The sequence below is a fragment of the Nonomuraea sp. NPDC003709 genome (assembly GCF_040610775.1).
GTDB lineage: Bacteria > Actinomycetota > Actinomycetes > Streptosporangiales > Streptosporangiaceae > Nonomuraea > Nonomuraea angiospora_A.
The window spans coordinates 192755-213449 of record NZ_JBEXMW010000022.1 but is presented as its reverse complement, the minus strand read 5'-3'; the positions used below and the strand labels follow the sequence as shown (position 1 = coordinate 213449).

Annotated in this window: 21 protein-coding genes; 8 read left to right on the top strand and 13 right to left on the bottom strand. The window is 70.7% G+C overall.

The genetic code is table 11. The annotated features are described in order from the left end of the window. Positions 1-41 precede the first annotated feature (41 nt). From ABZX61_RS48590 to ABZX61_RS48560, 7 genes are all read left to right on the top strand, one after another. Positions 42-224 (top strand): hypothetical protein, encoded by a 183-nt coding sequence (locus ABZX61_RS48590; RefSeq protein ID WP_355205460.1) that lies wholly within the window; start codon positions 42-44, stop codon positions 222-224. 127 nt (positions 225-351) lie between these two features. After that, entirely contained in the window at positions 352-1251 is a 900-nt protein-coding gene (locus tag ABZX61_RS48585; RefSeq protein WP_350729563.1) for an ABC transporter ATP-binding protein, read from the top strand. Continuing rightward, positions 1248-2012 carry a hypothetical protein gene (locus tag ABZX61_RS48580; protein ID WP_355205457.1) on the top strand — a complete coding sequence of 255 codons (765 nt, stop codon included), beginning with the start codon at positions 1248-1250 and terminating at the stop codon, positions 2010-2012. Before ABZX61_RS48585 ends, ABZX61_RS48580 begins: the two co-directional genes overlap by 4 nt. A gap of 27 nt (positions 2013-2039) precedes the next feature. Further along, positions 2040-2741 (top strand): response regulator transcription factor, encoded by a 702-nt coding sequence (locus tag ABZX61_RS48575; protein ID WP_355205454.1) that lies wholly within the window; start codon positions 2040-2042, stop codon positions 2739-2741. Beyond that, positions 2738-4201 (top strand): HAMP domain-containing sensor histidine kinase, encoded by a 1464-nt coding sequence (locus ABZX61_RS48570; RefSeq protein ID WP_355205451.1) that lies wholly within the window; start codon positions 2738-2740, stop codon positions 4199-4201. Before ABZX61_RS48575 ends, ABZX61_RS48570 begins: the two co-directional genes overlap by 4 nt. A gap of 57 nt (positions 4202-4258) precedes the next feature. Further along, positions 4259-5080 carry an AraC family transcriptional regulator gene (locus ABZX61_RS48565; RefSeq protein ID WP_355205448.1) on the top strand — a complete coding sequence of 274 codons (822 nt, stop codon included), beginning with the start codon at positions 4259-4261 and terminating at the stop codon, positions 5078-5080. A gap of 62 nt (positions 5081-5142) precedes the next feature. Then, the gene (locus ABZX61_RS48560; RefSeq protein ID WP_355205445.1) at positions 5143-5502 is read left to right on the top strand and encodes a hypothetical protein; all 360 of its coding nucleotides are present in this window, start codon (positions 5143-5145) and stop codon (positions 5500-5502) included. Here the strand turns inward: ABZX61_RS48560 and ABZX61_RS48555 are convergent. Together ABZX61_RS48555 and ABZX61_RS48550 are read right to left on the bottom strand one after the other, a co-directional pair. Beyond that, positions 5496-5774 (bottom strand): TetR/AcrR family transcriptional regulator C-terminal domain-containing protein, encoded by a 279-nt coding sequence (locus tag ABZX61_RS48555; RefSeq protein WP_355205443.1) that lies wholly within the window; start codon positions 5772-5774, stop codon positions 5496-5498. The genes ABZX61_RS48560 and ABZX61_RS48555 overlap by 7 nt on opposite strands. Positions 5775-5787: 13 nt before the next feature. Continuing rightward, entirely contained in the window at positions 5788-6660 is an 873-nt protein-coding gene (locus tag ABZX61_RS48550) for a hypothetical protein (protein ID WP_355205440.1), read from the bottom strand. 308 nt (positions 6661-6968) lie between these two features. Between ABZX61_RS48550 and ABZX61_RS48545 the strand changes: the two genes are divergently transcribed. Next, on the top strand, positions 6969-7763 hold the full coding sequence (locus tag ABZX61_RS48545) for a metalloregulator ArsR/SmtB family transcription factor (protein ID WP_355205437.1): 795 nt from the start codon (positions 6969-6971) through the stop codon (positions 7761-7763). A gap of 352 nt (positions 7764-8115) precedes the next feature. Here the strand turns inward: ABZX61_RS48545 and ABZX61_RS48540 are convergent, their stop codons facing one another. The 11 genes from ABZX61_RS48540 to ABZX61_RS48490 form a co-directional block, all read right to left on the bottom strand. After that, positions 8116-9069 carry an electron transfer flavoprotein subunit alpha/FixB family protein gene (locus ABZX61_RS48540; protein WP_192787685.1) on the bottom strand — a complete coding sequence of 318 codons (954 nt, stop codon included), beginning with the start codon at positions 9067-9069 and terminating at the stop codon, positions 8116-8118. A 19-nt stretch (positions 9070-9088) separates the two neighbouring features. Then, complete coding sequence (locus ABZX61_RS48535; protein ID WP_350729545.1) at positions 9089-9868, bottom strand: electron transfer flavoprotein subunit beta/FixA family protein; 780 nt, start codon at positions 9866-9868, stop codon at positions 9089-9091. Between the two features lie 195 nt (positions 9869-10063). Further along, complete coding sequence (locus ABZX61_RS48530) at positions 10064-11269, bottom strand: serine/threonine-protein kinase (RefSeq protein ID WP_355205434.1); 1206 nt, start codon at positions 11267-11269, stop codon at positions 10064-10066. A gap of 35 nt (positions 11270-11304) precedes the next feature. Next, positions 11305-13128 (bottom strand): serine/threonine-protein kinase, encoded by a 1824-nt coding sequence (locus ABZX61_RS48525; protein ID WP_350729541.1) that lies wholly within the window; start codon positions 13126-13128, stop codon positions 11305-11307. A 16-nt stretch (positions 13129-13144) separates the two neighbouring features. After that, complete coding sequence (locus ABZX61_RS48520; protein WP_355205431.1) at positions 13145-15100, bottom strand: serine/threonine-protein kinase; 1956 nt, start codon at positions 15098-15100, stop codon at positions 13145-13147. A 132-nt stretch (positions 15101-15232) separates the two neighbouring features. Beyond that, positions 15233-15751: a YbaK/EbsC family protein gene (locus ABZX61_RS48515; RefSeq protein ID WP_350729537.1), complete on the bottom strand. Its 519-nt coding sequence runs from the start codon at positions 15749-15751 to the stop codon at positions 15233-15235. Between the two features lie 70 nt (positions 15752-15821). Further along, complete coding sequence (locus tag ABZX61_RS48510; protein WP_355205427.1) at positions 15822-17372, bottom strand: FAD-dependent oxidoreductase; 1551 nt, start codon at positions 17370-17372, stop codon at positions 15822-15824. A gap of 54 nt (positions 17373-17426) precedes the next feature. After that, positions 17427-18269 (bottom strand): M55 family metallopeptidase, encoded by an 843-nt coding sequence (locus ABZX61_RS48505; protein ID WP_350729534.1) that lies wholly within the window; start codon positions 18267-18269, stop codon positions 17427-17429. A gap of 16 nt (positions 18270-18285) precedes the next feature. Continuing rightward, a complete protein-coding gene (locus ABZX61_RS48500; RefSeq protein ID WP_355205424.1) occupies positions 18286-19491 on the bottom strand; it encodes a DUF6395 domain-containing protein in 1206 nt (401 codons plus the stop codon). Beyond that, a complete protein-coding gene (locus tag ABZX61_RS48495) occupies positions 19482-19847 on the bottom strand; it encodes a hypothetical protein (RefSeq protein WP_350729530.1) in 366 nt (121 codons plus the stop codon). The genes ABZX61_RS48500 and ABZX61_RS48495 overlap by 10 nt, the downstream gene beginning before the upstream one ends. 69 nt (positions 19848-19916) lie before the next feature. Next, positions 19917-20690 carry an enoyl-CoA hydratase-related protein gene (locus tag ABZX61_RS48490; protein WP_350729529.1) on the bottom strand — a complete coding sequence of 258 codons (774 nt, stop codon included), beginning with the start codon at positions 20688-20690 and terminating at the stop codon, positions 19917-19919. Positions 20691-20695 lie beyond the last annotated feature (5 nt).

The window sequence follows — 20695 nt, the reverse complement described above, 5'->3', positions numbered from 1 at the left end:
GCCACTGCCCCGTTCAGTGCCGCCGTGCGAGGCTGAACGCCATGTTCAAGCCGTACACCACAGCCGTGGTCTTCGTGATCACGGCTGTCCCCGGCCTCCTCCAGTTCGCGATCCCCAGCCTGGAGCCCGCCCTGATGCGGAACCCGGCGGCGATCGCCGAGGGTGAGTGGTGGCGGCTGGGGACGGCGCTGGTGTCGACATCCAGGCGTACGAAGCCCGCGTGACGTCCTAAGAGTTCTCTGTGGATCGGCGGCAGGCGGCGGCGCGCACGCCCACGTGGGGGCGCCCCGGCTCACAGACAACTCACAGACTCCTCAGAACTCCCCCAACCGCCGCCCCCACGCTGGACCCATGATCCAGCTCGACGGACTGACCAAACGTTACGGCGACGTGCTCGCCGTGGACGATCTCACCTTCACGGTGCGCCCGGGGCAAGTCACCGGCTTCCTCGGCCCGAACGGCGCGGGCAAGACCACCACGATGCGCATGATCCTCGGCCTCGACCTGCCCACCTCCGGCACCGCCACGATCAACGGCCGTGCCCACCACGAGCTCCGCCACCCGCTGCGCGAGGTCGGCTCGATGCTGGAGGCGCAGGCCGTGCACCCGAGGCGCAGCGCGTACAAACACCTGCTCTACCTCGCCCAGACGAACGCCATCCCCGACCTCCGCGTCGCCGAGGTGCTGGACCTGGTCGGGCTCACGGCGGTGGCGGGCAGGAAGGCGGGCGAGTTCTCACTGGGCATGGGGCAGCGGCTGGGCATCGCCGCGGCGCTGCTCGGGGATCCGCCGGTGCTGATGCTCGACGAGCCGGTCAACGGCCTGGACCCCGAAGGCGTCCTGTGGATCCGCACGCTCATCCGCGGGCTGGCCGCGGAAGGGCGCACGGTGCTGGTGTCCAGCCACCTGATGAGCGAGATGGCGCTGACGGCGGACCGCCTCGTGGTGATCGGCAAGGGCCGGCTCATCGCGGAGGGGGAGATCGACGACTTCACCGAGGGCGGGGCGGCGGTGTTCGTACGCACGCCCGACGCCGCCTCCTTCGCCCGGCGCCTGGAGCTGTCCGGCGCCCACGTCCGGCCCGGCGGCGCCGACGAGCTGCTGGTCACCGGCATGACGGCACCCGACGTCGGGCGGCTGGCGGCGGCCGAGGGCGTGCCGCTGTTCGAGCTGGCCCCCCGCCGCGCGTCGCTGGAGGAGACGTTCATGGAGCTCACCCGGGAGAGCGTCGAGTACGGGGTGGCGCGATGATCGACGCGGGAGTGCTGAAAGCGGAGTGGACCAAGTTCAGCAGCATCAGGTCCACCATGGTGCTGTCGGCGGCAACCGCCGCCGTCGCGGGGCTGCTGGGGTGGCTGTTCAGCAGCACGGCCGCCAAGGAGTACGCCACGGCCACGGCGCAGGAGCGGCTCGACTTCCAGCCGCTGGACCTGGGCATGCGCGGCGTGTTCATCGTGCAGCTGCTGGTGGCGGCGCTGGGCGTGCTGGTGGCCTCCTCCGAGTACGGCTCCGGCACGATGCGGGCCAGCCTGGCCGCCGTGAGCAGTCGCGGCCGGCTGCTGGCGGCCAAGTGCGGGATCACCGTGCTGACCGCGCTGCCGGTGAGCGTGGCCGCGGTGTGGCTGATGTTCACGACGAGCCAGCTGACGCTGTCCGCGGGCGGCGCGCCGTCCGTCCTGCCGGGCGATCCTGTCGCGCTGCGGCTGCTGCTGTTCGGGCCGCTCGTGCTGACGCTCCTCGCGCTGTTCGGCCTGGCGCTGGGCGTCCTGCTCCGCGGCACGGCCCCCGCCGCGAACGTCAGCACCGCCTTCCTCCTGCTCCCCGTCATGGCCGGGGCCTCGCCCGGCTTCCTGCGCGATCTCATCGGCGTCTACTGGCCGAGCATGGCCGCCCTCCAGGCCGTCTCCGGGAAATCCGAGCTGCCGGGGGCGCTGGGGTTCGGGCTGCTGGTCGGGTTCGTGGCGGTCATGCTGGTCGGGGCGTACGTCCAGCTCAAGAATCGCGACGCCTGACTACGCTGGACCGGGGAGGTGCCTCTCGTGGGAGAACGGCTGCTCGTGGTCGACGACGAGCCCACCGTCAAGGAGCTGCTCTCCGCGACGCTGCGGTTCGCCGGCTTCACGGTGAGCTCGGCGGAGAACGGCGCGCAGGCGCTGGAGTCGGCCCGGCTCGACCCGCCGGACCTGGTCCTGCTCGATGTCATGCTGCCCGATCTCGATGGGTTCGAGGTGATCCGCCGGCTGCGGAGCCTGCCCAGGGGCGGCGGGCGGCCCGGTCCGGTGCCCGTGCTGTTCCTCACGGCGCGGGACGCCACGGCCGACAAGATCAACGGACTGCGGCTGGGCGGCGACGACTACGTGACCAAGCCGTTCGACCTGGAGGAGCTGCTGGCCCGCATCAGGGCCATCCTCCGCCGCACGGGCGCGGCCCCCGACGATTCCACGCTGGTGGTCGGGGACCTCGAGGTCGATCCCGACGGCCACCAGGTCACCAGGGCGGGACGTCCGGTACGGCTGTCGCCCACGGAGTTCCGCCTCCTGCTCCACCTGGTGCTCAACGCCGGGCGAGTGCTGCCCAAGACCCAGATCCTGGAGCACGTGTGGCGCTACGACTTCGCCGGCGACACGAGCATCGTGGACACGTACGTGAGCTACCTGCGGCGCAAGCTCGACGCCGGCGAACCCAAGCTGATCCACACCGTCCACGGCGTCGGCTACGTCCTGCGCAAGCCCAAGCGATGATCGGCCGGCTGTCGCTCGCCGCCCGGCTGCTGGCCATCGCGGTCGCGCTGCTGGTGGTCGGCCTGGTGGTGATCAGCTCGGTGGTGCTGCGTCAGCTCGAGACCCAGCTCATGACGCGCATCGACGCCCAGTTGGAGCCGATGGGCAAGGCGGCGTCCGCGATCCCGCCGGACCTGGTCGTGAAGCTGGCGAGCAGCCCGCTCCCGGCCGGGCCGTTCGACCTGATGGGGAAGGGGTTCGTGGCCTACCTGGCGGCGGACGGGTCCGTTCTCCGCGAGCTCGGTGACCTCGCCGGGCCCGCGCTGCCCCGGCTCGACAGCGCCGCGGTGGCGGCCCGCGCCGGGCAGCCGTTCACGGTGAACGGCACGGACGGCGACGAGTGGCGGGCGGTGGCGCTGCCCCGCGCCGGCACGAACAGCCCGCGCCCCGGCTCCGGCGGCGCGAGCCTCGGCCCGGCCGATCACACCGCGGTGGTGGCGGCGGTCTCGCTCGCGGAGCTGCACACCACGGTCGACCGTCTCCGGGCGGCCTGCCTCCTCACGGGCGCCGTCCTGCTCGGCGTGCTCGCGCTCGTCGGCGGGGTCGCCATCAGGGCCGGGCTGGCTCCGCTGCGGCGGGTGGAGGAGACGGCGGCGGCCATCGCGGACGGCGACCTGACCAGGCGCGTACCCGAGCCGGCCGGTCTCTCCACCGAGGTGGGCCGGCTGGCCCGCTCGCTCAACAAGATGCTGGCCCAGATCGAGCAGGGCGTCGCGGCGAAGGTGGAGTCGGAGGCCAGGATGCGCAGGTTCGTGGCGGATGTCAGCCACGAGCTGCGCACCCCGCTGTTCGGCATCAAGGGCTTCTCGGAGCTGTACCGCATGGGCGGCGCCGAGGCGGGGCCCGCGCTGGCCCGCATCGAGAGCGAGTCGGGCCGCCTGGCCCGGCTGGTGGAGGACCTGCTGCTGCTCGCCAGCCTCGACGAGAGCGACGGGCCGGGGCTCGACCTCACCCCCATGGACCTCCGTACGCTGGCCGCCGACGCCCGCCACGACTTCGCCGCGCTCGCTCCGTCCAGGCCAATCGCCTTCACCGGCCCGTCCGGCGGCCCGGCGGCGTCCGCGCCCGTGCTGGGGGACGAGGCCCGCCTGCGGCAGGTGGTCAGCAACCTCGTCGGCAACGCCATCACCCACACACCCGCCGACACCCCGGTACGGATCGGCGTCGGGACGGACGGCGGAGAGTCCGTCCTGGTCATCGAGGACGAGGGGCCCGGGCTGAGCCCTGAGGAGGAGGCCCGCGTCTTCGACCGCTTCTACCGCGCGGACGCCTCCCGCGCCCGCGCGACGGGGGGTGCGGGGCTCGGACTGGCGATCGTCCGCTCCATCGTCACGGCCCACGGGGGCCGGGTGGAGCTCCGCTCCTCGCCGGGCAGGGGCGCGGCCTTCCAGGTACGCCTCCCGGTCGCCGACCCGCGCTGACGCCGGCGCGCCACCAGCGGCCGTCGCTGGAGTCCGGGCCGCGAGTAGCGTTGTGGCATGCGGACGGTGACGAACCTCGCGGCCGGAGACGGGTTCTCGCTGGAGCGGGTCAGGATCCGGGCCGAGAGCGAGACGTGGTCGCCGCCCGAGGTGGCGACGGCGTACCGCGTGGTGCTGGTACGAAGCGGCGCCTTCCGGGCCCGTGTGGACGATCAAGTCCTGCTGGCCGATCCTGCGCTGGCCTACCTCGGCGGCGTGGGCCAGGAGTTGAGCATCGCCCACCGTCCCGGGATCGACGACATCTGCACGACTGTGACCTGCTCACCCGGCCTGATGCGCGAACTGGCGGGTGACGAGCCGCCGTGCGCCGTGGCGTTGCCGGTCAACGGCAGGCTGGCCCTCGCACATCGGCTGCTGGTGTCACGGGCCGGGAAGGGTGCGGATTCCCCGGAGCTCGCCGAGATGGTGATCGGCCTGGTGGGCGACCTGTTCGAGGCCCGGAACCGCGCCCACCCGGACCGGGCCCGCGGCCGGGCCGCCACACTGGCGCGACGACGGGCCCTGGTGGAGTCGGTACGCACGCTCATCGCCGACGATCTGAGCGCCTCCCTGCGTGATCTGGCCCGGCGCGTCGGCTGGTCGCCCTATCACCTGAGCCGAGCCTTCCGCCAGGAGACCGGGGTGACCCTGACGGCGTACCGCAATCGCATCCGCACCATGCGCGCGCTCGAGGCCATCGAGGCGGGGCACGATGATCTGGCCTCTCTCGCCGCCGACCTGGGCTTCGCCGATCACGCCCATCTGACGCGCACGATCCGTGGGGAGTGCGGGCTGACACCGGTGGCCGTGCGCCGCATGCTGGCGGTCCCGCCGCGCTGACGATGCGACCTCATTCGAGCAAAGATCTTCAAGCGGCGGCCGTACGACGGGGACGAGACTCGGTGACGTCCGATCCCCGTACGGTGAAGGAGAACGAGCCGATCATGATCGCCCGAGTATGGCGCGCCAGGACCACCGGCACTGCGGCGACCAGCAGATATCAGCAGGTGTTCGAGTCAGAGGTGATGCACGACCTGCGCGGCCTGCCCGGCTTCCGCGGCGCGTACCTCCTGGCCCGCCACGACGCGCAGGCCATGGAGCTGACGACCGTCACGATGTTCGACTCCCTGGACACGGTCAAGGCGTTCGCGGGCGCGGACCACACCCGCGAACGCGTCACCCCGCCCGCCCGCGCGACGCTGCTGGACTCGGACCCCCACGTCCTGCACTTCGACGTGCTGGTTCACACGCTTGTTCATTGATCGCGCCGCGGCCCGAGCCCGGCCGGCAGGGCCTCGAGCACGGAATCGAAGCGATCTTGATAGTCGTCAGACGTGCCGAGACTTGCGGCGATCGCCTGAACCAGCACGGGATGACGTGCGGGATCGGGGCCCAGGGACGGGATCCGGCCCGCCTCGGCCGATACCTGGCCGATCACGAACGTTGCGACCGTCGTGATCACACGGAGGGCTTCCGAGCGCTGAAGCCCTCCTCGACGAGCGCAATTGCGGAGCGGAAGGAGACCGCGAACCACCGCCCTTGTCGGACTAGCGGCGCTGTCCGCCGGTCTCGTCGAACAGGTCCTCGAGGGATTGGGCGGTCACCGCATGAGTGGCCCATGATTCCAACTGGGCCAGATCAGCGCAGGTGGAGATCCGGGTGCGCATGTCATCCGGAATGTCGAAGCCACGGGCGCCCAGCACCAGCAGAAGCATCCTGACCGCCTCCTCCGCCTTGCCTTCTGCCACGCCCTCCGCTTTGCCTTCTTCCTGGCCGCGGCCATAGTGCTCGCGGGCGAAGGGACTGTAGACGGGCCAGGTGGTGGACGTCATGATGATCTCCTCCAGGAGGCGCCGCACGTCGGGCGCGGACATGCTGTAAGCGTATTCATAGTACTTCGCAGCGTGTTCATCACGCAGCTCTGTCAGCGCCATGGCGAAAGCCTCCACCACCTTGCGGTCACGACCGTGGGCCATGACCGCCATGATCGACAGACCCGGGCGGGCGACAGCCTCCTGAGGATCGGTGATGACCGGAATGTCATCCGGCCCCAACACCTGTGCCTGCAGGCGGTAGCCGCTCAACCCTGAATCGACGGGTTTCGCGTAATGGACGGCAACTCCACGATCGGGGCAGACGAGCAAGACCGTGACATCACAGCGCAGCATGAGCCACAGCGCGGCAGCGTAGCGCGCCAATTGCAGAGGATCCTTGGACTTGTCCTGCTGGACCTCCAGGATGATGGCGTGCGCGGCGGTCTGCGGCGGCCCCATGACAACGACCAGGTCGGACTCCAGGTCGTCGGAGGGGCGAGTGTTGAAGGTGGACTTCTCCAGCCGGACCAGCTGGGTGGCGGGCAACTCGACTCCCAGAAGATCACGCAAGACCTCCACCGCCAGCTGGGGACGGTCAGTGAACATCTGAACGAGGGCGTCATGTCGGGGGGACGGCATGACACTTATTGTCACATGTCCAGCACTTAAAGTTACGGAAATGGCGGAACTGACTTCTCCGTGCGAGACGTCTCCCGGTCTCGGCCTGGACTGTCGACCTCCCAAAGGTGGCGACATTCGATGATCTAGAGCATTCCGTCCCACATGACCGCCGTCCCGAGGATGATCAGCTCCCGCTAGTCGCGCGTCTTGACAGGCAGCCATCTGGCTGCCTAAATTAAAGGCAGCCGAAAGGCTGCATATCGACAAGCGGCAACCCAGGTACGAGGGCGGACATGGACGAGGTGTTCAAGGCGCTGGCCGATCCGAGCCGGCGCGCGCTGCTCGACTCGCTCAACGCCCGCAACGGGCAGACGCTGCGCGAGCTGTGCGCCGGACTCGACATGGCCAGACAGTCCGTCAGCAAGCACCTCGCGGTGTTGGAGGAGGCCGGGCTCGTCGCCACCGTGCGGCGGGGCCGGGAGAAGCTGCATTACCTCAACGCCGCGCCCGTGCACGAGATCGCCCACCGGTGGATCAGCCGCTACGACCAGGCCAGGGTCCAAGCCCTGGCGGACCTGAAACTCGCCCTGGAGGAGACCCCGATGGACGCCCCAACCTTCGTCTACACCACCTACATCCGCACCACCCCGCAGAAGCTCTGGCAGGCGCTGACCGAGCCCGCCTTCACCCGCCGATACTGGGCCACGGAGTTCACCACGGACTGGTCCGTCGGCTCGCCGATGACCTGGGACAACCACGGCGTGCTGATCAGCGACCCGGAGCAGGTCGTGCTGGAGGCCGAACCCTACAGCCGGCTCTCGTACACCTGGCACGCCATCACCCCGGAGCTCGCCAAGCGCTTCGGCTGGGACGAGGAGTTGCTCGCCCGGCTGTCCGGCGAGGCCCGCTCGAAGGTCACCTTCACCATTGAGGAGGCCGCCGCGCAGGTCGTGAAGCTCACCGTCATGCACGACGGCTTCGAGCCCGGATCGAGCCTGGCCGAGATGGTCAGCCACGGCTGGCCGAACGTGGTGGCGAGCCTGAAGTCGCTGCTGGAGACCGGCGAACCGCTGCCGGAGGATGCGTGACCTCCCCGATCAGGGCTCGGCGACGTCGCGTGCTACCGCCTCGCCGGCCCGCCCAGGCAACCACCCAGAGGAAGGCCAGCAGCCCGAAGGGCACCGCGGTCGCGCCGAGCACCGTCCAGCCGCCGTGACGAAGAAACCTGGTGTGCAATGGCTGTGGCAGCGATCCAAGCGTCATGGATGGGCTGACGGATCGGCGAAGCGGCTTTGGGGGGCGCCCCAATGTCACAGAGCCCCATGCGCGAAGCGCCCCCACCGCGAGGACCGCGCCTTGAAGCCAAGGGCTTGGGGGGCTGCGCCCCCCAAAGTCACAGCCTGAGCGCTATAGCGCGAAGACCGTGCCTTCCCCCTGCGGCTACTTGCGCTTGTTGATCTCCTCGGTGAGCTGCGGCACGACCTGGTGGAGGTCGCCCACCACGCCGTAGTCGGCCAGCTCGAAGATCGGGGCCTCCGGGTCCTTGTTGATCGCGACGATCGTCTTGGCCGTCTGCATGCCGGCCCGGTGCTGGATGGCGCCCGAGATGCCCGCCGCGATGTACAGCTGCGGCGATACCGTCTTGCCCGTCTGCCCCACCTGGAACTGGTGCGGGTACCAGCCGGCGTCCGTGGCGGCGCGGGAGGCGCCGACGGCAGCGCCGAGCGAGTCGGCCAGGCCCTCGATGATCGAGAAGTTGTCGGCGGAGCCGACGCCGCGCCCGCCCGAGACCACGATCGCGGCCTCGGTCAGCTCCGGCCGGGCACCCTTCTCCTGCTTGACCCGCTCGACGATGCGGGCCGCCTTGGCGGCGTCGGACAGGGTGACCGACACCTCCTCCTCGGCGCCGGCGGCGGGGGCGGCCTCGGGGGCGGTCGAGTTGGGGCGTACGGCGACGATCGGCGTGCCCTTGCTCACCTTGGACTGCACGTTGATGCCGCCGCCGAAGATGGACTGGTCGGCGACGAAGCCCTCGCCCAGGCCCACGGCGTCGGTGATGACGCCGGAGTCGGTCTTGACGGCCAGGCGGCCGGCGACCTCCTTGCCCTCGGACGTGGCGGCCACGAGCACGGCGGCCGGGGACGTGGCGGCGACGAGCTGGGCGAGCAGCTCGGCCTTGGGCGCGACCACGTAGTCGACGATGTCGCTCGACGCGGCGACGTAGATCTTGTCAGCGCCGTACTCGGCGAGCCTGGCCTTGGCCTCGGCGGTGAGGCCGGGGCCCGCCCAGACGGCGGAGGGGGTGCCGAGCGAGCGGGCCAGGGTCAGCAGCTCCAGCGTGACCTTCTTGACCTCGCCTTCGACCTGCTCGACGAGAACGAGAATCTCCGACATATCAGCAAAACTCCCGTTCTCAGATGAACTTCTTGGACGCGAGGTAGTCGGCGGCCTTCGCGCCACCGTCGCCCTCGTCCTTGACGATCGTGCCGGCCGCGCGCGGCGGGGCGGCGGCGAAGTCGACGACCGAGGACCACGCGGCGGCCAGGCCCACCTGGGCGGCGTCGATGGAGGCGTCGCCGATGGCCAGCGTCTCGACCGGCTTCTTCTTGGCGGCCATGATGCCCTTGAACGACGGGTAGCGCGGCTCGTTGATCTTCTCGACCACGGAGACGACGGCCGGCAGCGTGGCCTCGACCTTGTCGAAGCCGTAGTCGGTGATGCGCTGGACGGCGATCGAGGAGCCTTCGACGTCGACCTTGTTGGCCAGCGTGAGCTGCGGGGTGCCGAGGCGCTCGGCCAGCATCGCGGCCAGCACGCCGGTGCGCGCGTCGGTGGACTCGGAGCCCAGGATGACCAGGTCGAACCCGATCTTCTTGAGCACCTGCGCCATCGCGTACGAGGTGGACAGCGCGTCGGAGCCGTGCAGCGCGTCGTCGCTGAGGTGGACGGCCTTGTCGGCGCCCATGGCCAGCGCCTTGCGGATGGTCTCGGTGGCCTTGCCGGGGCCCATGGTGAGCACGGTCACCTCACCACCGTGGGCCTCCTTGAGCCGCAGCGCCTCCTCGACCGCGTACTCGTCAAGCTCGTTGACCACGCCGTCGACGGCGTCGCGGTCGAGCGTCTTGTCATCGGACCGCAGCTTGCGCTCGGTCGCAGTGTCGGGGACCTGCTTCACGCAGACGACGATGTTCATGGCCGGTGGCCGACCTCCCGTGTTCGCGTGCGCCACCGCCTCGTTGCGGCGGGCGCCGAATGCAATGCTGTCCAGACTGCCAGGTGCCCACCGGGCCACTGACAGAGGGTCTGCCCAAGCTTTCGCCAGTTATGTTACCCGTGAGTAGCTTAACTGCAAACCCGCAGCCACCCACTATACAGAACTTTGTTCGGTCTAGGCCGACAGCAGGAACACGACCCCCACCACCAGTGCCGTACCCGCAAACAGCGCCAGCGTGAACGGGCTGAACACCGTCGCCAGCCCGAAACACAGTCCCACGGCCCCCGCCACGCTGACCAGATCCGTGATCATGCGGCTGCGCCGGAACAGGCTTTTCGAGAACAGCGCCACCCCGGCGTCGGCCACCACGGCCAGCGCGTACGCCGCCAGCAGGAACAGCGCCACCTCGGGCAGCGGCTCTCGGGCGGCGGCGGCCAGCAGCGACACGAACAGTCCCGAACCGATCAGCCAGCGCCTGCGCACCTTCTCCCGGTGCCTGGCCCTGGACTCCTCCACCGACCTGCGCGGACGTCCCCTGCCCAGCCGCCACTCCCTCGTGGCCAGGTCGTCGGCGGCGCTCGCCGCCTGGGGCGGCACGTGCCGTACGTGGGAGACCGGCTCGACCCCCAGCCTGGCGCAGAGCTGCGCGGCCGTCGGCCGCGCGGCAGGGTCGGTGGACAGGCACTCGCGTAACAGCGGCGCCAGCCACTCGGGGACGCCCTCCAGGTCGGGCGAATGGTGCACGACCCGGTAGGCCACCGCGGAGGCGGGCCCCTGCCCGTACGGCTGCCGCCCCGTCGCCGCGTACGCCAGCGTCGCCCCGAAGGAGAACACGTCGGCCTCCATGCCCGCGCTCTTGCCCTCCAGCACCTCGGGGGCCAGGTAGCCGGGCGTGCCGACCACGGCGCCGGAGGCCGTGACCGACAGCGAGTCGAGCGCGCTGGCGATGCCGAAGTCGATGACGACGGGCTCACCCTCGGCCATCATCACGTTGGCCGGTTTGAGATCGCGGTGCACCACGCCGGACTCGTGCATGGCGAGCAGCGCGTCGGCCAGCCCGGAGGCCAGCCTGCGCAGGTCGGCCACGGGCACGGGCGTGGCACTGAGCGGGCGGCCCTGGACGTAGCGGGTCACGAGGTAGGGCCGGGCACCCTCCAGCGAGGCGTCGAGCACCTCCGCCACGTGCGACCCGCCGACCCGCCGCATGGTCTCCACCTCGCGCGCCAGCCGGGCCAGCGCCCCGCCGTCGGCGATGACGTGGGGATGGAGCACCTTGACCGCGACCGTACGTCCCTCGGCGTCGAGGGCGAGATGTACCTCGCCGAACCCGCCCGCCCCGAGCTTGGAAAGAAGCTCATATGGGCCGAGGTGCTCGCTCATACCTCATCTCTCCCCCCGAGAGCCGATGGGGACACTCAGGACCAGGGAGTCAGGAACCCCAGCCCGAGGTCGCTGAGCAGGCTGTCGATCAGCCCGGTGATCAGGCCGATCGTGCTCTGCTGGGCGTTGTTCGCCAGCTCGTCGATGACCGTCTTCGGTGCCCGCCACGGGTACCACGACGCGTCCTGTCCCAGCGCGAACATCACCGCGAACAGCGCCGCCGTGCCCACCAGCACGACCGCGACCAGCGCCGCGCCGGGGCTGCGCAGCACGCCGGTGAGCGTGCGGGTGACGGCCTGGCGCGGCGCGCCGCCGCCCGGCAGCACGAACAGTCCGGCCGCGAAGGCGCCCGCCGCGAACGAGGCCGCCTCGTTGACGCTCATCCCGCCCACCCAGCGGAGCAGGCCCCAGACGCACAGGCCGAACAGCAGCGCCAGCGGCACGTGCACGGCCGTCACGAGCGCGGACTTGACCAGTGCCCAGGGCGTGCCGACGACCGCCAGCAGCGGGTCGGCCGAGCTGCTGCCGCGCATCTGGCGCCGCTTGACCAGGTCACCGAAGAGGTATTCGCCGAGCCGCAGCACCAGCGCGAGCGCGACGGCGATCGCGCCGACCATGACCGGCATCATGACGGTCAGCGCCACCAGCGTGACCAGCAGGAGCAGGCCCACGACCTGGCTGCCGAACAGGTATCTCTTCCGCTCGGACGGCGGGGTGTACTGGGGCGGCGGCGTGTAGGGCCTGACCTGCGACGGCGAGGTGGGCGGCGGCGCCGGGTAGCCCGCGACCCGCTGGTCGGTGCGGGCCATCGGCCTGGCCGCGGCCGGCGCGGGCACGTACGGCGGCGGCCGCTCCTCCCGGTACGGCCGCTCCTCCCGGCGCGGTGGCGGCCGTTCCTCCCGGCGCGTGGGCGGCCGCTCCTCCCGCTGCGGGGGCGGCGCGGTCTTGCCGTACTCGACCGGCGGCAGCAGGTCGGAGAACGTGTCCATGGTCCGCGTGCCGCCGCCCATGCGCTTGGTGCCGGTCGGCCCGTCGAAGGACGTCTCGTTGAAGGTGGTCACGGCCGGGTCGAGCGCCCTGGCCATCCGCAGCAGCTCGTGCGCGCTGGGCCGGGACGCGGGGTCGACCTGCAGCGCCCTGCCGAGCCAGCCGCGCAGCCACGCGGGCGCCTTGTCGATCTGCGCCCGCCCTTCCATGATGTTGAAGCAGACCGCCTCGAACGTTCCCGTGCCGAACGGCGGCGCCCCCGTCGCGGCGAAGAACACCGTCGAGGCCAGCGCGTGCACGTCGGCCGCCTGGGTGATCTCGGAGTCACGGATGATCTCGGGCGCCAGATAGCCCGGCGTGCCGACGAACATGCCCGTCTGGGTCAGCCTGGTCGCGTTGACCAGGTGGGCGATGCCGAAGTCGATGACCAGCGGCTCGCCGTTGACCAGCATGACGTTGGACGGCTTGAAGTCGCGGTGGATCACGTCGGCCGTGTGGATGGCCACCAGCGCCTGGCAGAGGCCCTGGGTGAGCCTGATGACCTCGCGCGCCTCCAGCGGGCCGTCGGCCAGGACGGTGTCCTCCAGCGTGCGGCCGGGGGCGAAGCGGGTCACGACGTACGGCTGGCCGCCCACGAGCTCGGCGTCGATCACCTCGGCGACGTGCGGGCTGCGCACCCGGCGCATGGTCTCGACCTCGCGGGTCAGCCGGTCGCGCGCCTTGAGGTCGGCGGCCACGTGCGGGTGGAGGACCTTGATGGCGACTTCGCGGCCCTCGCCGTCGAGACCGAGGTGGACGACCCCCATGCCACCTTCGCCGATCTTCCTGACCAGCCGGTACGGGCCCAGGCGTTCTGGTGCTTGGGTGCTCATCGCCACCTTCCCCGCGTCATCCCCCGGGATTCCCCCTTAGCCCGTCTAGCTGTCTGACCACTGGATTGACGTTCAGCGGAGTCCATACGGCCCCCCTTGGCTTGTCCCCGAACGTGCCGGCGGCGAGGATCAGCGAGAGCGCGGCGGCCGCCGCGAGAGCCCCCGCCATCACCATCGCCGCTGTCCTCGAGGGTACGAGCGATGAGAGCGTTCTGCGCATTTGTTTGCCAGGACCCTCCACTCCCGGGCCCGCGCAGACGGTCCACAACGCGACCGCGGCGCCCCAGGCCAGGGCGTTGGACGGGTCCATCCTGGCCACCACGGTGAGCAGGAGCGTCACCGGAAGGCCCAGGATGAGCGCGTACAGCATGAGTGCCAGCGTGATGCCCACCGACTTGGCCAGCGCCTGAGGGAAGGCGAACACCCTGACCACGTCGAGCGCCGCGGCCCCCGCGGCCCTGCGGGAGGTCAGCTGGGGCTGGGCCAGGTCGGCCGCGCGCAGCAGGATCGCGGCCGGGATCGCCACGACCGCGACCAGCACGGGCGCGATCACGGCCGCCACGATCATCACGACGAGCAGCATCGCGCCGGCCACACCGTAGGCCCTCGACCGCTGCAGCATCTTGCCCGGCGCGACCGACGGGATGTACGGCTCCCGCTTGGTGCTCGGGTCGGGCTGCGGGTACTGCGGCGGGATGTACGGGGGCGGCTGGAGCGGGCTCGGCCCGGGCCGGGCGTAGTCGGGCACGTCGGGACCCGCGCTCGGCACCTGGGCATGGGGCGCCTGGGCGTTCGGGACCGGCGTGTGGATCCGCCCGTAGTCGGCCGAGTCGGGGCGAACCCGTCGGGTGGGCACGTCGCCCTCACCCGGCGGGGCCACGAGGCCGTGGTTGTTGACGGGCTGCTGCGGCTGCCAGGGCGGCGGGGTCAGGCCGCTCTCGCGCTGGATGCGCCGCAGCTCCTCCGGCGTCACCCGGCGGGTCGGCCACGGGTCCGGCTGGTTGGGCAGGAGCGAGACGTACTGCTGGTCCTGCGGCGGCGCGGTGGGCTGCTCCTGGGACTCCAGCAGGCGCTTGGGCGTCACCGGCGGCGTGGAGATGTCGTACGACGGCTTGTCCTGCGCCGGCGGGGCCTCGGTCGGCCGGGGAACGGTCGAGATCTCGTCGGGCGAGTTGCTCGGCGCCTTCTGGAGCATCCGGGCGGTCTGCTCGGCCAGGTCGGCCGCCTTGGGGCGCTTGTTCGGATTGCGCTGGAACGCGGCCTTCAGCAGCGGCTGCAACGTCGCCGGAGCGGCGCTCACGTCGGCCTTGCCCGCGGTGATGTTGTAGAAGATCATCTCCAGCGTGCCCTTGCCGAAGGGCGGCAGGCCGGTGGAGGCGAACAGCAGCGTGCCCGCCCACGCGTGCACGTCGACCTCCGGCCCCGCCTCCTGGCCCTCGATGATCTCGGGCGCGAGGTAGCCGGGCGTGCCGATGAACATGCCGGTCTGCGTCAGCCGCGTCGCGTCGACCGCCTGGGCGATGCCGAAGTCGATCAGGACGGGCTCGCCGTCGAGGATCAGCACGTTTCCGGGCTTGAGGTCGCGGTGGATCACGCCCACCGAGTGCACGGAGGCCAGCGCGGCGGCCACCCCGTGCGCGATCTTGACCAGCGAGGGCAGGTCGAGGGGCCCGTCGTCCTTCACGATCTCGTCGAGGGGACGGCCCGGGACGTACTGGGTGACGATGTACGGGCGATGACCGGTGACATCGGCGTCGAGCACCTCGGCGATGTACTTGCTCCGCACGCGCCGCATCGTCTCGACCTCGCGCGAAAGCCGCCGCCTGGCGACCTCGTCGCCGGCGACCTCTCCGCGCAGGACCTTGACCGCCACCTGCCGCCCCTGGGGGTCGACAGCGAGGTGGACAACGCCCATCCCGCCTTCACCGAGCCGCCTGAGCAGCCGGTAAGGGCCTAGTCGGTCATCGTTCATGGCATGAAGCACCATACCGGCTTAATCCCCGCCCACGAGATGAACCATGAGGCCACATTCCCACTCGTACAACGTCCAGAAAGGGGCCATCGGTTTCCCATCCAACGGTCTCGAATCGGCTTCAGTTTCCCCTCAACCGGCCAGCGGCAGAACCTCGGCGCTTTTCAGCCCGGCCAGCGCGGCACCGGACACGGCCAGTTTCGACCTGCGCACGCCGCTCCCGATCACCACTCTGGGATGCTCCGCGACGTGCGTGTCCACCAGGATGGGCCAGTCTGCGGGCAGGCCCAGCGGGGTGATGCCGCCGTACTCCATCCCGGTCAGCTCGACCGCGTCGGCCATCGGCGCGAAGCTCGCCTTCCGGGCGTCGAGGTGGCGGCGGACGACTCCGTTGACGTCCACGCGCATCGTCGCGAGCACCATGCAGGCCACGTAGCGCGTCTCGCCGCCGCGCTTGGCCGCGACGACCACGCAGTTGGCCGACTCGTCGAGCGTCACGCCATACCGCTCGCAGAACGCCGCCGTGTCGGCCAGCTCAGGATCGATCTCGGCCACTTCGACGCCCTCCAGCTCCGGCACGGCGAGCGCGACCGGGTCGGCCAGCAGGTCGGTCCGGTCGTTGGCGGGCACCCAGTGCAACGCCATCCCCATCTCCTCGATTTTATCTCCGCAGATCGCTTCTCCCAGGAGCCTACGGTGGCCGCGGGGGTGGCGTGCGGCGTCAGGCGGACTGCAGCACTCGCTGGTGCAGCTGGGTGACGGCGCTGCGGGCGGACTCCATGGCCCCCGCCTGCCATGCGATCAGATGGGTGAGCCAGTCGCCCGCGAAGTAAACCCTTCCGGCGGGGCGTTGCAGAAAAGTGAAGGACGAATCAAAGTCGGGCCAGCGCACCCAGCCTCCCTGGATGTGCGGCTGGCGGTCCCAGGCGATGGAGACGCTGGACAGGAGGTTCTGGCGGTATTTGTCGCCGTGGATCTTCTTGCCCTGGGTGAGCGCTCTGCGCCTTCTGTCCTCGGGGGTGAGGGCTGCGTACAGCTCGGCGTTCCGCTCGGTGTTGTAGTAGCCGACGAGGAGGCCGCGCTCGGAGTGGTAGCCGTGGGACGGGTACCAGATGTGGGTGATGTCCAGGTCGGTCTCGGTCACGCCGCCGTAGATGCGGTCCTCCAGCTCCCACCAGCGCCGGCCGTACTCCAAACCGATCTTGCCGGCGGCGACCGGGACCGGGGTGCTGAGCGCGGTGGTGACCTGGGCGCCGAGGTTGTGCGGGATCTTGGCGAGGATGTGGGGCGGCAGGGCGGCGATGCAGTAGTCGGCCTTGATGCCGCCGCCCTCCCAGGCGACCTCGACGCCGTCCGCCAGGCTGGTGATCTTGGTGACCTTGGCGCCGGTCCTGATCCGGTCGCGGCCGACCGCCTCCGTCAGCTTGGTGACGATGGCGTCCATGCCGCCGACGGGCTGGAACATGGGGGTGGCCTGTTCGTAGCCGAAGTCGTTGGTGATGGCCCGGCCGGTGCCGGCGGCGAGGACCTGGTGGAGGGTGCCCGGGGCGTCGAGAGGAGTGCCGATGTCTATTGCCGGATATTTCGTGAAACCGCGGCGCATGGACCCTTCGTATTCGTGCTTCGGGCCCAGGTCGCCGAATCTCCGGAGGAAGTCGAGCAGCGTCTCCTGGTCGGCCTTGCTGACGGTTTTGTCCAGCGCACCGACATTTGTCGCTTTAGCCAGTAATTCAGCGATATAGCCATACATGTCGGCTCGGGCCGTGCGCGCCCGCACCGTCCGGCTGTTGGTGTGCACGTAGGCGGCGGCATTGTTGTTGACGAAGGTCTCGATGGGGACGCCCAGCTCACGGCAGTAGTCGAGGGTCACCATCCAGGGGGCGATCCGGCCGGGGCCGGCGTTGAAGTAGACGCCCTCGCCGAACTTCACGTCCTGGGCGGGCCCGTTCAGCTCGGCCAGCCGGTCGCCGCCGCGCAACGTGAGGTTCCGCCCGCCCGGCTTCTCCCTGGCCTCGAGGAGCGTGCAGTCGTACCCGGCCTTGCCCAGCTCGTACGCGGCCGTCAGCCCCGCCACCCCGGCGCCGAGGATCACGACCTTCGCCGCCCCCTTGCCGCTCAGGCTGAAGTCGCCCGGCCTGGGGGCGGCGAACTGCTTGTCCTGCTCGGACGGCGCCAGTCCGAGGGCGCCCATGGCGGCGTACATGGCGCCCGCGCCGCCCACCGCCCCGATCCCGACGAGCAACCCCCGCCGGGTCAGCGCCGCACCCTCCACGCCGCCGTCTCCCCTCCGCGCTCCACAGAACCGCTCCGCACCATACGCCCGGGGTCAGCCGTACGGGCCGCTGCCGCAGGCGATCTGGCCGCCGATGGTGGCGAAGATGCCGAACAGGGCCATGACCTGGGCGAAGTCGTCCGTCGTGAACTCGATGTGCCGCGGCCCCACCGACTTCACGCCCGGGATCAGCGCCACGGCCGCAGCGATGGCGGTGGAGTTCCACTCCACCCCGAGCGTGTACGGCGCAGCCACCGCATAAGGCGTGAAGTCGCTCAACCGGTTGAGCGCACGAGCCGTCGCCTCACGGATCCTTGCCTGGGCGACGCTCGGCGGCAGCAACTCGGCGGAGAACTTGTCGATCCCCTTCTTCACCGCGACCGTCTCGACGTCGCCGAGCAGCTCGCGCGCCTCTTCCCCGACGGCCTCGTCCCCGGCCACCAGCACGACCGGCACCCCGTGGAACCCGGCGCACGCCGCCACGAGCCTGGTCTCGCCGCACAGCTCGCCGTTCAGGTAGACGTTCTGGATCTCCTTGCCCATCCAGGTGTGGTTGAGCACGCCGTGCGGCACGCCCGCGCGGGCGTGGTAGCCGACGAAGCACGCCGCCTGGAACGAGCCGTCGAGCCCCTGGGCCATCCGCTGCGCCTTGCCCGGGCCGCGGATGAGGCTGGCGCGCGGGTCGAGCAGGTCGATCCGGAGGTTCTTGGTGGAGCCGTGGGCGTCGTTGACCAGGACACCGGCCGCCCCGGCGTCGAAGGCCCCCTCGATGGCGGCGTTCGCGTCGGCCGTCATCAGCTCGCAGCCGCGCTCGTACCCACGTTTGCCGGCGTGCATCTCCTCGGGGTCGGTCAGCCCCGTGACGCCCTCCATGTCGACGGACAGATAAACCTTCACGCGTTCCCACTCCTCATCAAGCGCCCCATGTCTCCACCCGCCGGACCTCGTCCTCCGTCATGAGCCCCACGTGCTTCTCGACGAACGCCGTGGCCTCCTCGCGCCACCGGTCCGGGATCTCGGCCAGGGCCCGCGGGTAGCAGCGGTCCAGCCAGGCCGTCGACTCCTCCGAGACGTCGAAGTAGTCGAGCGCCTTGGCGAAGAGCGTGTTCTCGATGCCGGGGACGCGGGCGAACCCGTACTCGATCATCTCCTGTCCCCCGTACGGCGGCTTCTTGAGGTACTTCTGCGCGACGGGGCGGTCGGCGGTGATGGGGGTGTCGAGGGGGCGGCGCTCGACGGCCGCCTGGATGAGCTCCTTGTAGAGGCACTTCCCGCAGGTACGGCACGGGCCGTCGGTGCCGCGCAGGCACCAGCGCACGTAGTCCTTGAGGTCGGACCCCAGCGCCAGGCGCATCGTGGTCGCCTCGCTCACCCCGCCGACGGGGAGCACGATGTGCATGCCGGCGGCGGCGAACAGCCGGCCCCACCTGCCGTGCGGCGACCACATGGGGTTGTCGGGCGTGTAGCGCCACAGGTAACGGCCCCCGCCGAGCCAGCGCGAGCCGAGCTCGTAGCCGAAACCCAGCCCGCCGAGGTCCAGCTGGTCGGCGAGCAGCAGCGCGCCGGCCGCGACCGCGTGGTGCTCCGGGTAGCCGGGACGCGGCTCGGCCAGGGTGAACTCCAGGTCGGAGGTGACCGTGTTCAGCTCGCGCCCGGTCTTGGCGGCGAGCTTGGCCAGGACGTCCGACCGGTAGTGGGACCAGCGGTTGGGGACGCGCGGGTGCGGCACCCGGCGGAAATGCACGAACGGCGCCTGCGGGTAGACGGTGGCCGCCGCCACGGAGTCCGCGCCGCCGCTGTACGAGATCGCGAGCCGGGCCCCGGGGCGGCGCGGCTCGGCCCCCACCGGACCGGCCTCGACGCCCCACCCGGAGTGCAGGGCGTCGGCGAGGTCGGCCGAGATGGCGCGGTCGAAGGAGATGCGTTTCCTCGTCCACGGCGCCACGACCGTCCAGGCGGCGACGGCGAAGAGGTCCGGGTGGGCGTCGCCGGGGACGCCGCCGATGGAGCAGGAGTTGATGGCCAGCTTGATGGGGTGCTCGTCGGAGGCCTTGCCCGTGATCTCGTCCTCCGCGTCGAGGCGGAAGGTCAGGCTCGTGCCGGTCCAGGTCACGCGCACGGCTGCTCCCCCGGTTGCCCGGAAGCGCTTCCGGAGCGGAGGTCGTCGATGGCCTGCCAGACCAGGACCTCGTTCTGGAGCACGCCGTCCAGCGCCTTCGCCGTCTCCTGGGCGAGCCGGTGGGTGTCGTCGAGCTTCGCCTTGTCGGCTCTGCTGATCCCGGAGCCACCGGTCGGGCGGGCGTTCCTGAGCCGCTCCACCTCGCTCTGGAGGGTGGCCATCTCCCGCCGGACCGTCTGGACCTCCCAGAGCGCGTCCCTGATGTCCTGACGGTGGTCGGAAATGGAGATGTAGCGGGAGTCGAACCACGTACGCACGGCCTTCCGGAGCCGCGCAGGGACCAGGACGCGCATCATGAAACGCCACCATACTGGCAAACCCGCGCCCGATAGGACGAGCCGTTCGAATGGGTCGACTTTCCCTTTTCAGCGACCAGTGAACTTGGGCTTGGCCTTCTCCGAGAAGGCCCGCATGCCGATCTTGGCGTCGTCCGTGGCGAACAGTCCGGAGAACTGCAGACGCTCGATCTCGAGCCCCGTGTCGAGGTCGGCCTCCAGACCTTGATCGACCGCTTGCTTGGCGGCGCGGAGCGCGACCGAAGGACCGCCGACGAACGTGGCCGCCCACTCCAGGGCGGCCGTGTAGACCTGCTCGTCAGGCACCACCCGGTCCACCAGGCCCAGGTCGAGGGCCTCGGCGGCGGGCACGTGGCGGCCCGTGAAGATCAGGTCCTTCGCCCGCGCCGGGCCGATCAGGCGGGGCAGGCGCTGGGTGCCGCCCGCGCCGGGGATGAGGCCGAGCAGGATCTCCGGCTGGCCCAGCTTGGCCGACTCCCCCGCGACCCTGAAGTCGGCGCAGAGGGCGAGCTCGCAGCCGCCGCCCAGCGCGTAGCCGGTGACGGCGGCGATGACCGGCTTGCCGATCCGCGCGACCTCGGTGAAGCAGGCCTGGAGCGTACGGGAGTGGGCGGCCATGTCGGCGTAGGACATGTCGGCCATTTCCTTGATGTCCACGCCCGCGGCGAAGACCTTCTCACCGCCGTAGACGATCACGGCCTGCACCTGCGGGTCGGCGTCCACCTCGCGGGCCGCCTCGACGATCTCCCGCTGGACCTGCATGTTGAGGGCGTTCATCTTCGGACGGTCAAGACGGATCGTGGCGATCTGGTCGGCCACCTCGACGCTCACAAACTCACCCATGAGCC